The sequence below is a fragment of the Ruegeria sp. AF5 genome (assembly GCF_056541905.1).
Window position 1 is genome coordinate 21,130 of the sequence record NZ_JBQFYZ010000022.1, and the last position, 12,261, is coordinate 33,390.

The window sequence follows — 12,261 nt, forward strand, 5'->3', positions numbered from 1 at the left end:
GTGGGTTCCATGCTTTTGCCTGATCCGCGGCTATAGCAGATCAAACAACCGCCCCGGAACATTTCTGTGCCTTGGCAGGTCAAGCGCCCGCATTAGGGCAAACATCATGGCCTGATTGGACGTCACAACAGGTTTATCAAGGGCCGCTTCGATCCGGTCTATGGCCTCGACTGCGCGCATGTCGGTGCAGCTGAGTATGATGGCCTCGGCCTTTGGGTGGTCGGCCTGCTTGGCAAGGTCGAAAACCTCGTCCGGGGTCAGTTCGCCCTGCCCGTAATTGCCCAGCTCGCGGCCGATATCGGCGCATTTCACCGTTGTGATCCGGTTATGCGACAGAAAATCCATGGCCTGCGTGTTGATCTCGCCCAGATAGGGCGAAGAAAAACCGACCCGGGACACGCCAAGCGCATGGATCGCAGCAACAAGCGCCCCAGCGGCGGTAATACACACCGCCCCCGACGCGGCCCTGATGTCCTGCGACAGCTGGTGGTCAAAGGACGGGCCATGGGTCAGCGTGGCCGAGGTACAGCCATAGAGCACCGCATCGGGCCGAACGCCCGAGATCATCTTGAGGTCATGGCTGATATCCGAGGCCCCCAGACCCGCCATTTGATCCGATCCGGGGATCTCATCCACGTCATAGCCACCCATTCGCTGAAAATGCACCGTCGTGTCCGGGCAGCGCATCAGCATCATGTCGGCTTCGAGATTGGTGTTGGTAAAGGGCACCAGCACCCCGATTTTGGCCCGTGTCCGGGTTTCAAAGGTCATGACGTCACCTCTTTCAGAACAGTCAGGCAGCGCTGCATCACCGCCGTGTCGCAGATCGTGGCGCGCAGGCAATCCGCGAGGCCATAGGCGCCCATTCCGCGCGTCAGCAAACCCGCTTTGCGCAACGCGGTATCTGCTTTTTGCGCCGTCGCGGCATCGGCAAAGCGGATCAGGACAAAATTGGTGTGGCTGCGCGGAACAGATAATCCCAGCGCCCGGCACTCATCGGCAAAGCGATCCCGGATGGCGGCAGTTCTGGCAACCGTGTCGCGCATGTGGGGCTGATCCTGCATCGCTGCTGTTGCCATGGCCTGAGAGGGGGTTGATACGTTGTTGGGGTTGAGCAGCTTTCGCAGCTCAATCGCAACCTCTGACGGGAAAAGACCCCAACCCACGCGCGCGCCCGCCAGACCGTAAGCCTTTGAAAAGGTGCGTATGACCACGGTATCCCCACGTGCGACGAGGGCAAAGATTTCAGCCGGGTCGTGATCGCGATCGGTGAATTCGGCATAGGCCTGATCGACCACCAGCAGCACGTTCCCGGGCAGGGTGTCGCGCAGGCGGATGACCTCGGCATTCGGGATCAGGGTGCCGGTCGGGTTGCCGGGGTTGCAGACAAAGACGATCCGGGTATCAGGCGTGACAGCGGCCAGAATGTCATCGACCGAGACGGTCAGATCGACCTCGCGCGCTTTCACATAGTCTGCCCGCACCTGCGCCGTGGCTGAGGCCACATAGGCATAGCCGTAATCCGTGCCCAATACATGGTCGCCCGGCCCTGAATAGGCGCGGATCAGGCAGCCGATCAACTCCATCGACCCGGCACCGCACAGGATGTTGTCGGCTGGTACCCCGTGCCCCTGAGCGATGGCGGCGCGCAGGTCCGACCAGTCGGGATCGGGATAAAGCGGCATCCGGTGCAATGCCGCCTGCCCCGCCGCAATTGCGGCAGGGCTGACCGGAAAGGCGCTTTCATTCTGGGCCAGCGATACAGTGTCCTGCCCGCCCAGATCGGCCAGCGCATAGGCTGCCATGGCTCGAATGTGATCAACCGCGCGGATCATGAAGCACCCCCATAGGCTTTGGCCCCTTCTTCCGTGACCAGACCGCGCCTGAGGTCCAGCGCCAGCGCCTTTGGGTCGCGCACGGCCGGATCGCCAAAGCCGCCGCCGCCGGGGGTGTCAAAGATCAGGTAATCGCCGCTTTCCACACGTAGCTCACCCTTGCCCGGAATGTCGCCGCCGCCATCGCGAAACCGGATACGTCCCGGCGCGCCGGGCAGGCCGCCCATACGACCCAGAGCCGGGAATTTCAGACGTTCGACCGACAGGAAGACGATGAAGGGGGCATCGTTGGCAGACGTCATCTCGATCCGCTGACCCAATCCTCCCCTGTACTGGCCCGCGCCGCCCGAGTCGGGCAACAATTCTCGTCGCCACATGATCACCGGGGCGACACTTTCGGTTATTTCGACCTGCGAGCCGAACACCCCCGAAGGGTAGGCCGTCGCAGACAGGCCATCCGCGTGGGGCCGCGCCCCGGTGCCGCCATTGTGAACGGGTTCGATGGCAAATTCGCGCCCGCCATTCGCCGCCACTTCGGGCGCGTGGCGCATTGGCAGGTCGAACATGCACGACGCCCCTTCAGCGGGCACCTGATCGGGCAGCGCCTGATGCAGGCAGCCCAGAACCAGATCCGGTGTGACCTGTCCCAGCGTATGCCGCATGGCCACAGGCACCGGATGCTGGGCGTTCAGGATGCAACCTTTGGGGCCGTCCACCGTGAAAGGTTCCAGCGAGCCCGCGTTGTTCGGGATATCCGGCCCGACGATGCAACGCAGGGCAAAGACCGTATAGGCGGTCGCATAGTTCAAAGGCACGTTGATGCCCTTCTTCGAACACCCTGACGTGCCCGTGAAATCGACATGCATCCCGTCTTTGGTCACAGTGAGCGTTGCGTGCAGCTCCAGCTCGGCCTCATAGCCGTCCATGCGCAGCACGTTTTTGTAAACGCCCTCGGGCACCTCGGCGATGGCCTGCAACGCACCTTTACGCGAGGTGTCGATGATATAGGTGCCAAGCCTGTCCAGATCATCGATCCCGAACTCGTCCATCATCGCAACAAGGCGGTTCACCCCGGCCTCGCAACAGGCGATCAGGGCGTAGATGTCGCCCTCATTCGCCACAGGCTCGCGCGAGTTGGCGCGGATGATATCCATCAGCAGCGCATTGGGCGTTCCGGCCTCGACCAGTTTGCAAGGCGGGATCAGCAGGCCTTCGTCATAGATGTCCGAGCCTTCAGGCCCCATACCCAGACCGCCCAGATCCACCAGATGCGAGGTGCAGGAGGTAAAGCCCACCACCCTGCCATCCTTGAACGCGGGCATCATCAGCAGGAAGTCGTTCAGATGCCCCGAGGCCAGCCATGGGTCGTTCGTCATGTAGATGTCGCCGGGGCGCATGTTCTGCACCGCGAAACGGGCGCGCAGGTGCAGCACGGCCTCGGCCATGGTGTTGATATGGCCCGGTGTTCCGGTCACGGCCTGCGCCAGCATCCGGCCATTCACGTCGAATATCCCCGCGGAAATGTCGCCGCATTCGCGCACGATGGGCGAGAAAGCCGCGCGGATCAGGGTCTGGCCCTGTTCTTCGACCACAGCCAGCAGGCGGTTCCACATCACTTGCAGGCGGGCGGGGGACAGATCAGCGGTCATCATGCGCCTCCTTTCTGGTCCTGTTTCAGGACAAGGTTGCCGATTGCGTCCATCTGGGCCGAGAAATCGGCGGATACGAGTGTGGTTGTTTGCGGTTCATGGATCAGCGCGGGGCCTGCCACATGGTCACCGGGGCGCATATCGGCGCGAGCGAGAAAGGCGGCCTGTTTTACCGTGCCATCCAGATCACAGGTGATGGGGCGTGTCTGCGTGACCTGAAATGCGGTTTTGCCCGGCGTTTCTGACACCGTGGGCACCGCTTTGTCCGGGGTAGCAACGCGAACGGCCCAGTTGAGGATCTCGATCTTCATCCCCGGCACAGGGCGTGAGAATTGTTTGCGGTATTCCCTTTCGAATGCGGCTGTCAGCGGGGCGATATCCTGGCGCGTCAGGGCGCGATCCGGCAAGGTAATCTCGATCTCATGCCCTTGCCCGCTATAGCGCATGAAGGCGGTGCGCAGGGTTTCGGTGGGTGCATCCCCTGCCCCTTGGGCGACGACCTCTTTTGCTTCGGCAATCATCGTATCGAACAGGGCGTTCAACCCGTCCATGTCCATGCTGTCGAGCAGGGAATAGCGCGAGCGGACGATTTCGAAGGACACCGGGGCAAACAGGAACCCAACCGCCGAACCGACGCCGGGATTGGGCGGGATCACGATATGCGAAACACCGGCGGACCGGGCGACGCGGGTGGCATGCAGCGGCCCGTTGCCACCAAAGGCAATCATGGTACGCGGGCCAAGGTCTTTGCCGCTTTCGACCGCGTGCATCCGCCCGGCGCTGGCCATGCTTTCGACAACGATGCGGCTGACCCCATCTGCCGCACCTGTCGCATCCAGCCCCAGTTTTTCCCCGATCACACGTCTCAGGGCGGCCTTGGCGCCAGCAGCGTCTAGCTGGATATGCCCCTCGGCAAAGGTGTCGGGCACAATATAGCCCAGAGTGATGTCACTGTCGGTCACGGTCGGATCGATGCCGCCGCGCATGAAGGCGACCGGTCCGGGTTCCGAGCCTGCCGATTTCGGCCCGACTGTCAGACGCCCGAGACGGTCAACACCCGTGATCGAACCGCCGCCAGCACCGATTTCAATCATCTCGATCACCGGAATGCGCACCGGCATTCCCGACCCCTTGATGAACCGTGCCGCGCGGGCGATTTCGAAAGAGCGGGATGTCTGAGGGCGCGCCTTGTCGATCAGGCAGAGCTTGGCCGTGGTGCCACCGACGTCAAATGACAGGACCTGATCCAACCCGGCACGCGCGGCGATGCGGGCGGCCAGAATGGCCCCACCGGCAGGGCCGGATTCTACCAGACGAATGGGGAAACGCGTGGCGGTGTCGATCGTGCACATACCACCGCCTGCCGTCATCATCAGGATCGGACAGGTTACGCCCTCGGCCGTGAACTGATCCACAAACCGGGTCAGATAGCTATCCATCAGCGGCTGAATATAGGCGTTGGCCACAGTGGTGCAGAGCCGGTCAAACTCACGCGCTTCGGGGCTGACATCGGACGAGATCGAGACGGTCAAACCGGGGCGGTGTCGCGCGAGAAGATCGCGCAAACGCCGTTCGTGGGTCGGGTTGGCGTAGGAGTGCATCAGGCAGATGGCCACCGCCTCGGCCCCGCTGGCGTCAATCTCGGCCAGCAACCGGTCTACTTGCGCTTCATCCAGTTCAATCAGCACCTCGCCTTCTGCCGACATGCGTTCGCATATGGTCAACGAGCGTTCGCGCGGCACCAGCATGTCCGGCTTTTCAAGGTTGATGTCGTATTGGGAATACCGACGTTCGTACCCGATATCGAGAATATCGCGGAATCCTTCGGTGCAGACCGTGGTCACGACCGCCCCGCGCCGTTCGATCAGCGCGTTGGTTGCCAGAGTTGTTCCGTGAATGAATCCGGTGACATCTTTCAGCGACCGGCCAGTCTGCGCCATGACTCGCCGCGCGCCTTCCAGTGCGCCTTCTGCCGGGTTCTGGTGGGTGGTCAGGGTTTTGGTGGAGGCCAGTATCGTCTCATCACCCGAGACGAGGACCGTGTCGGTAAAAGTGCCGCCAATATCGATGGCGAGGCGCAGAGCGGTTGTCATGAGGTATTCCGTTGTCGTCTGAAAGCAGGCAGGCAGAACGGCCCCGAAGGGCGGTTACCGGCGCGTTGTGACCAGATCACAGCCGGTCGCACGGCGATCAAGGCGGGTGGGAATACACTGACAGGTCATACAGTTTTGTCCCCTAATGCGCCCCGCTTCACTAGCAGATTTACGACAGATTGGCCCGCAAGCGACACATTTGTCGCCGCAGAGGGTTCTGCCCTGAACCTGCCTGGTGTCAGTCTAAGGGTGCTTAAGGTGAACCGTTTCGCCGGTTTGCAGGGCCTGCTGCGCCGCCAATCCCATTCGCACCGCCCACAAACCGTCATGCACTGTCACATCCGGTTCGGCCTTGTGCCCACGCACCAGATCCAGAAACCCCCTGTGCTGATAATAGGTCGAGCCGTTGTGATCTCCGGCAGCCAGCAAACGGGGATCGACAGGGATATCCTGCGACATTGGCCCCTTGGGGTCCCGCGGGCTGACGATGACCTGCGGCACTGGCGGCGTTCCCAGATGGTCGGGCCAGAACCGCCCCGGCCCCGGCACCAAAGCCTCGACCTTGGCTTTGGGTCCGATGGCCGAAATCTCCTCCTGATAACGGGCGCCTTCGGCGAACATGCACAGCTCGAGCATCGCGCGCGCGCCATTGGCGAAATCGACCAGAACATAGCCATGATCCAGTATGTCGGGTGTTTCACCCCCGTAGGTTTCGTCCAGATGATTCACCGCCTGCCCGCCGCTTGCGGTGATCCGCACAGGGTCAGATTGCAGGATCAGCCGCATCAGATCGAAGAAGTGGCAACATTTTTCAACAAAAGTGCCGCCGGTGTTGCGGTTGAACCGGTTCCAGTCGCCGACTTTGCGCAGAAACGGAAAGCGATGTTCCCGGATCGACAGCATCCGGACCCCGCCAGTGTCCCCGATCTTGTCGATCAGGGTCGCGATGGGCGGCATATAGCGGTATTCCATTGCGACCCAGATCGGGTGTGGATAGTCGCGCTGAACCTTCTCTAGCCTTGCGGCGTCCTGGGGGTTGGTGAACAGGGGCTTTTCCACCAATAGCGGCAAGGGGCGCGTTTGCGCGATTTCACAGATCTGGTCGACATGCATGTGGTTTGGGCTGGCGATGACCAAGCAGTCCAGGTCTTCGATATCCAACACCTCTTGCACCGAGCGTGCCATAACCGCACCCGGCGCAATCGCCTGCGCGGCTTTTGCCATCCCGGGATCGGGTTCGAATATCGCTGCGACACGCGTGCCGTCCAGCAGGGCGATGTTGTGCAGGTGTTCCTGCCCCATCATGCCACATCCGATCAGCCCGTAATTGATGGTCCGGGTCATGCGCGTTTCCTTTTACTTCAGACGTTGGACATAGGTGGCCCGGTCCGGGTCGAACCAGGTCTTGGAAAATTCGACAGGTTCGGCCTTGTCCGACCAGCTGAACCGTTCGATATAGCCCACCGCTTCACCGGCGGCTTTGGTGAACGCCACGGGCGTCCAATCGGGCAGCTGACCAATCGATACGCGATCTTCGGCCCGTGATATCCAGAAGCCCAGCTGGTGCTGATAATAGCGATAGAGCGAGTCTGACAGCAGGCTTCGCTTGATCAGGCCGGCTGATTCGTCCAGCCAGATCTCCTCGACCGCGATGATTGTGTCATTCAGATAGCGCACCCGACGTACGCGCGATCCGGTGTCTGAGGTGCCAAAATCCGGCAGATCGGAAGGTTTCTTCAGATGATCGACCGACAGGATATCCGCACGCGGCAACCCGCCCCCTTGGGGCAGTTCCAGCCGGAACATCGCGTAGACGCTGTTCTGAGTTCCGGTCTCGCGGATGTAATTTCCTGACCCCTGAATACGCTCCAACATGCCTTTTTTCTCAAGCTCGGCGAGCGATTTTCGCAGCGTGCCGACCGACACGTTCAGCTTGGCCGCCATGTCGCGTTCCGGGGGCAGACGCTCACCATCGATCAAACGGCCTGCAGCGATATCGCGGATCAGCAGCTCGGCAATCTGAACATAGATAGGCAGGGCATTGGGGTTTCGGGTGTTGGGGGGCATTTCAGGCGCTTCATTCGGTCGCAGGAAAAATTGTTACACTATTGATCTACATCAATGTGATTGCTACGCAAGAGGAAAGTAAAAGATGCACGGAGCGTGAATCAAATGACCATCGTCCCCATCACATCCCCTGATCTGGATGCGGCCGAGGTTTCGTGGTTCGCCGCCTTATGTTCGGACGATTATCAGTTTCTGGGTGTGCCCGATGGTGATCTGCGCTCCAGCTGGGAGCATTGCTCGGCCATCGTGAAAGAGGCCGAGGCGCAGGGGTTCCGCAACATCCTGTGCCCGTCATCGTATCAGGTTGGGCAGGACACGCTGAGCTTTGTCGCCGGTTGCGCGCCGATCACGCAGAAGATCAACCTGTTGGCCGCCGTGCGCTGCGGCGAGATGCAGCCGATCATGCTGGCCCGCACGATCGCGACTTTGGATCACATGTTGAAGGGGCGGCTGACCGTCAACATCATTTCATCCGATTTTCCCGGCGAAAAGGCCGACAGTGCCTATCGTTATCAACGGTCGCGCGAAGTGGTCGAGATCCTGAAACAGGCCTGGACGCAGGAGGAAATCAACCATGCGGGCGAGGTCTACAACTTTACAGGTCTGACAACCGACCCGGCGCGACCCTATCAGACTGGCGGGCCGCTGCTGTATTTCGGCGGTTATTCGCCCTCGGCGCTGGAGCTGTGCGGCGAGCATTGCGATGTGTACCTGATGTGGCCGGAAACCAAGGATCAACTGGCCGAGCGGATGAAAGCTGTTCATGCAGTGGCCGAAAATTATGACCGTACGCTCGACTATGGCTTGCGGGTTCACATGATCGTTCGCGATACCGAAGCCGAGGCGCAGGAATACGCGGATTACATCGTTTCAAAACTGGATGACGACTATGGCCGCGCGATCCGCGAACGGGCGTTGGATGCAACGTCGCTTGGCGTAGCGCATCAGGCCAGGAATCGTGATCTGGCGGATAAGTACGGGTATGTGGAACCCGGTCTGTGGACCGGCGTCGGCCGCGCCCGCTCGGGCTGTGGTGCGGCACTGGTTGGATCAACCGATCAGGTCATGTCAAAGATCGAAGATTACCGGAAGATGGGCATTCGCGCGTTCATCTTCTCAGGCTATCCGCACATGGATGAGGCCAAGCATTTCGGTGCTCGTGTGATGCCGCATCTGAAAACCTGCTCGCTTCCCGAAGCCTACGGGCGTGTGCCCAAGACACCCCCGGCCACACCGCTGGGCAACGGAGTGCGCCGCTGATGCAACGCGTGAAACTATCCCCGACGCTGGAAATGAGCCGCCTTGTCTATGGCATGTGGCGGCTGGGTGACGATAGCGACACCTCGGCAGGGCATGTCGAGGCCAAGATTCAAGCCTGCCTTGATCAGGGCATCACCACCTTCGATCAGGCCGACATATATGGCGGATACGCGGCCGAAGCCGTTCTGGGCAACGCCTTGCGCGCCAATCCCGGCCTGCGCCAAAAGATGGAGATTGTCACCAAATGTGATATCGTCGCGCCCGTGGGGCGGCATTCAGATGCGAAGGTCAAATACTATGACACCTCGCGCGCGCACATCCTGAAGTCCATCGACATGTCGCTGTCGGAAATGGCCATCGACCACATCGATCTGCTGCTGATCCACCGCCCTGATCCGTTCTTGGACCACCACGAAACCGGGGCTGCGCTGGATGAGGCTGTCGCCAGTGGCAAGGTGGGCGCGGTTGGTGTTTCGAACTTCCGCCCGTGGGACTGGACCCTGCTGCAATCGGCGATGAAAACCCGGCTGGTCACCAACCAGATCGAGATTTCACTGGGCGAGATCGCCCCTTTCACCAATGGTGATCTGGCGTTTCACCAACAGCACGGTCACCACCTTATGGCGTGGTCGCCGCTGGGGGGTGGGCTGTTGATGGCCGGAAACCCACCCGTTGGGGTTGTTGCCGATGAAATCGCAGAGGAGTTCGGTGTAGACCGGGCCGCTGTGGCGGTGGCCTTTCTGCTGGCTCATCCGGCGGGCATTCTGCCGGTTCTGGGCACCAACAACCTGAACCGTATCAAACGCATCTCGGACGCGCTGAAAGTCACAATTGACCGCGAAACCTGGTTCCGCCTGTACGAGGCGGCGCTGGGGCATGAGGTAGCATGATGAACGCAATCTCAAGAAACATGACCCACACCTTTGTGCCAACCAAGGACGACACCCGGACCCTGCGGGATGCTTTTGGGCGGTTTGCAACCGGCGTTACCATCGTGACATGCGACAGCGGTGATGGCCCTATCTGCATCACGGCCAACAGCTTTTCGTCACTGTCGCTGGACCCGCCACTGATCATGTGGGCTGGCGACCGCAACTCGCGACGGTTCCCCTATTTTCGCGCGGCACGGCATTTCACGGTGCATGTGTTATCGTCGGCGCAGGCCGAGCTGTGTTTTGGATGCTCGAAAGATGCCCATGCACTGCGCGACATCCGGCATGAGCGCTGTGCAAACGGCACCCCGCTGCTGTCGGATTGCCTGGCACGATTTGAATGCGAACAACATGCCTATCACGACGCGGGCGATCACGTGATCGTGGTGGGCAAAGTCCTGAAGGCCAGCATGAGCGACGGCGACGCGCTGACGTTCTACGCCGGGAAAATGGGCCAATTCGCGCAGCACTAAGCGCGATCTGACGACCGCGGGACACACCTGCGGCTGAACAAGGGAGGATCCGCATGGGCGGACTGGCATCGGTGCTTGCGCCGGTTGCATTCGTGAACGAAACCGCGCTGCGTCTGGGCCGCGCGGTTGGCGTCGTTGCGATTGCTTTCATGGTCATCGCAATCCTGATTCAGGTGTTCTTCCGATACGTTCTGGGCAACGCCCTGCCCTGGCCGGATGAGGCCGCGCGGTTCTGCATGTTGTGGATGACCGGGTTGATGGCACCGACGGCCTTTCGGCGCGGCGGTTTTGTAGCTATCGACATGCTGCAACGGTTCCTGCCGCGTATGCTCGGCCTGTCACTCAATCTGTTCCTCCTACTGATCTCGCTGGCCGTGCTTTTGGTTGCGGTCAAAATCGGCTGGTCCGAGGTCACGGGCTTTGGCGGCAGGTTTGCAACCGCCGCCCTGTACCTGCCGACATCGCTTGGGTTTGACGAGTGGTACCGCATTCCGCGCAGCTGGATGATGGCCTCGCTGCTGGTGGGGATCATTCTGCTGATCTCGGTCAATATCGAGCTTATCCTGCGTTCCGTGGTCACCCTGCTTGGCGGCGCGCATCTGTTGCCGGACATTCCCGACGCAGCCGTGGGGGCCGAATAGATGCTGATCTGGTTCCTGCCTACGTTCCTGATTTTCCTGCTGATTGGCCTGCCGGTCTTTTTCGCGCTTCTGGCGGCACCCGGCATCTTGCTGTGGCTGAACGGACAGACGAACGACATCACCCTGCTTTATCGTAATGTCTACAACGGCATGGACAGTTTCCCGCTGATGGCCATCCCGTTCTTCATGCTGGCCGGTGAAATGATGAACCGCGGCGGCATCACCATCCGCCTTGTCGAATTCAGCCAGGCGCTGATGGGCCATCTGCGCGGCGGGCTGGCGCATGTAAACGTTCTGAGCTCGATCCTGTTCGCGGGCCTTTCGGGATCAGCGGTGGCTGATACATCCGCCCTGGGTTCGATGCTGATCCCGGCGATGGAAAAACAGGGATACACCCGAAAATTCGCCGCCGCCATTACGGCCGCGAGTTCGGTCATCGGGCCAATCATCCCGCCCTCGGGCATCATGATCATCTATGCCTATGTCATGGGTGAAAGCGTGGCCGCCTTGTTCCTTGCGGGGATCGTGCCCGGAATCATGGTGGGTGTCGGCCTGATGGTGATGATCAAGTTCATGGCCGACAAGTACGATTTTCCCGTCGCCAGCCGGAAATACACATGGGATGAGCGGCGCAAAGCCAGCCTCAAGGCGTTCTTCCCGCTGATGACGCCCGTGATCATTCTGGGCGGCATTCTGGGGGGCATCTTTACTCCGACCGAGGCCGCCGCTGTTGCTGTGGGCTACGCCTTTATCATCGGATTTTTCGTTCTGCGTACACTGACCCTGAGGGAAATTCCGGATGTTCTGAGCAATGCAGGTATGACGTCGGCTGTGGTGCTGCTGCTGGTTGGCGCAGCAATGGCGTTCAAGACCGTGGTCAGCCTGAGCCATGCCCCGGAACAATTGGCCTCGTTGATCCTCAGCCTGTCGGAAAATCCGCTGATCCTGTTGTTTCTGATCAACCTGTTGTTGTTTATCGTCGGTATGTTTCTGGACGCAGGCCCCGCGATCATCATCCTTGGCCCGATCCTTGGTCCCATTTTCACTGGCCTCGGCGTAGACCCGATCCATTTCGCCATCATCATGAGCGTCAATCTGACCGTCGGCCTTGCAACGCCCCCCATGGGGCTGGTGCTGTTCGTGGCCGCCGCCGTGTCGCGGGAGCGGGTCGAGACGATCGCCAAGGCGATCCTGCCGTTTCTGGCGGTCGAAATCATCGTGATCTTTCTGATCACCTACATCCCCGCACTATCCATGACGATCCCGAGGATAACGGGATTTGCAAACTGACTGAGTATCACAGGGAGGAAA

The 12,261-nt window shown here is 60.6% G+C and carries 11 protein-coding genes; 5 read left to right on the forward strand and 6 right to left on the reverse strand.

Annotation, left to right across the window (positions count from 1 at the left end):
• Window positions 1-30: 30 nt before the first annotated feature.
• The 6 genes from ACR0DS_RS18845 to ACR0DS_RS18870 form a co-directional block, all read right to left on the reverse strand.
• A complete protein-coding gene (locus ACR0DS_RS18845) occupies window positions 31-771 on the reverse strand; it encodes a maleate cis-trans isomerase family protein (protein WP_480560648.1) in 741 nt (246 codons plus the stop codon).
• Window positions 768-1,835, reverse strand: a complete 1,068-nt coding sequence (locus ACR0DS_RS18850; protein ID WP_480560646.1) for a pyridoxal phosphate-dependent aminotransferase — start codon at window positions 1,833-1,835, stop codon at window positions 768-770. The genes ACR0DS_RS18845 and ACR0DS_RS18850 overlap by 4 nt, the downstream gene beginning before the upstream one ends.
• Window positions 1,832-3,484, reverse strand: coding sequence for a hydantoinase B/oxoprolinase family protein (locus ACR0DS_RS18855; RefSeq protein WP_480560644.1), 1,653 nt, complete (start codon window positions 3,482-3,484; stop codon window positions 1,832-1,834). The genes ACR0DS_RS18850 and ACR0DS_RS18855 overlap by 4 nt, the downstream gene beginning before the upstream one ends.
• Window positions 3,484-5,577, reverse strand: a complete 2,094-nt coding sequence (locus ACR0DS_RS18860) for a hydantoinase/oxoprolinase family protein (RefSeq protein WP_480560642.1) — start codon at window positions 5,575-5,577, stop codon at window positions 3,484-3,486. The genes ACR0DS_RS18855 and ACR0DS_RS18860 overlap by 1 nt, the downstream gene beginning before the upstream one ends.
• Before the next feature lie 243 nt (window positions 5,578-5,820).
• Window positions 5,821-6,921 (reverse strand): Gfo/Idh/MocA family protein, encoded by a 1,101-nt coding sequence (locus ACR0DS_RS18865; protein ID WP_480560641.1) that lies wholly within the window; start codon window positions 6,919-6,921, stop codon window positions 5,821-5,823.
• 12 nt (window positions 6,922-6,933) lie between these two features.
• The gene (locus ACR0DS_RS18870; RefSeq protein ID WP_480560639.1) at window positions 6,934-7,644 is read right to left on the reverse strand and encodes a GntR family transcriptional regulator; all 711 of its coding nucleotides are present in this window, start codon (window positions 7,642-7,644) and stop codon (window positions 6,934-6,936) included.
• Window positions 7,645-7,749: 105 nt separating this feature from the next.
• On the opposite strand from ACR0DS_RS18870, the gene ACR0DS_RS18875 reads away from it, so the two are divergent.
• Genes ACR0DS_RS18875 through ACR0DS_RS18895 form a run of 5 tightly spaced genes read left to right on the forward strand, consistent with a single transcriptional unit; the run spans window position 7,750 to window position 12,240 of the window.
• The gene (locus ACR0DS_RS18875) at window positions 7,750-8,904 is read left to right on the forward strand and encodes an LLM class flavin-dependent oxidoreductase (protein WP_480555885.1); all 1,155 of its coding nucleotides are present in this window, start codon (window positions 7,750-7,752) and stop codon (window positions 8,902-8,904) included.
• Entirely contained in the window at window positions 8,904-9,794 is an 891-nt protein-coding gene (locus ACR0DS_RS18880) for an aldo/keto reductase (protein WP_480560637.1), read from the forward strand. The genes ACR0DS_RS18875 and ACR0DS_RS18880 overlap by 1 nt, the downstream gene beginning before the upstream one ends.
• Window positions 9,795-9,814: 20 nt before the next feature.
• On the forward strand, window positions 9,815-10,309 hold the full coding sequence (locus ACR0DS_RS18885) for a flavin reductase family protein (RefSeq protein ID WP_480616889.1): 495 nt from the start codon (window positions 9,815-9,817) through the stop codon (window positions 10,307-10,309).
• Between the two features lie 53 nt (window positions 10,310-10,362).
• Complete coding sequence (locus ACR0DS_RS18890) at window positions 10,363-10,950, forward strand: TRAP transporter small permease (RefSeq protein ID WP_480521092.1); 588 nt, start codon at window positions 10,363-10,365, stop codon at window positions 10,948-10,950.
• A complete protein-coding gene (locus tag ACR0DS_RS18895) occupies window positions 10,951-12,240 on the forward strand; it encodes a TRAP transporter large permease (RefSeq protein ID WP_480477545.1) in 1,290 nt (429 codons plus the stop codon). It abuts the gene before it with no gap.
• Window positions 12,241-12,261 lie beyond the last annotated feature (21 nt).

Bases quoted from the DNA above. Each gene is read 5' to 3' on its own strand.
- ACR0DS_RS18845 (WP_480560648.1), bottom strand. From the start codon at position 771: ATGACCTTTGAAACCCGGACACGGGCCAAAATCGGGGTGCTGGTGCCC.
- ACR0DS_RS18850 (WP_480560646.1), bottom strand. From the start codon at position 1,835: ATGATCCGCGCGGTTGATCACATTCGAGCCATGGCAGCCTATGCGCTG.
- ACR0DS_RS18855 (WP_480560644.1), bottom strand. From the start codon at position 3,484: ATGACCGCTGATCTGTCCCCCGCCCGCCTGCAAGTGATGTGGAACCGC.
- ACR0DS_RS18860 (WP_480560642.1), bottom strand. From the start codon at position 5,577: ATGACAACCGCTCTGCGCCTCGCCATCGATATTGGCGGCACTTTTACC.
- ACR0DS_RS18865 (WP_480560641.1), bottom strand. From the start codon at position 6,921: ATGACCCGGACCATCAATTACGGGCTGATCGGATGTGGCATGATGGGG.
- ACR0DS_RS18870 (WP_480560639.1), bottom strand. From the start codon at position 7,644: ATGCCCCCCAACACCCGAAACCCCAATGCCCTGCCTATCTATGTTCAG.
- ACR0DS_RS18875 (WP_480555885.1), top strand. From the start codon at position 7,750: ATGACCATCGTCCCCATCACATCCCCTGATCTGGATGCGGCCGAGGTT.
- ACR0DS_RS18880 (WP_480560637.1), top strand. From the start codon at position 8,904: ATGCAACGCGTGAAACTATCCCCGACGCTGGAAATGAGCCGCCTTGTC.
- ACR0DS_RS18885 (WP_480616889.1), top strand. From the start codon at position 9,815: ATGACCCACACCTTTGTGCCAACCAAGGACGACACCCGGACCCTGCGG.
- ACR0DS_RS18890 (WP_480521092.1), top strand. From the start codon at position 10,363: ATGGGCGGACTGGCATCGGTGCTTGCGCCGGTTGCATTCGTGAACGAA.
- ACR0DS_RS18895 (WP_480477545.1), top strand. From the start codon at position 10,951: ATGCTGATCTGGTTCCTGCCTACGTTCCTGATTTTCCTGCTGATTGGC.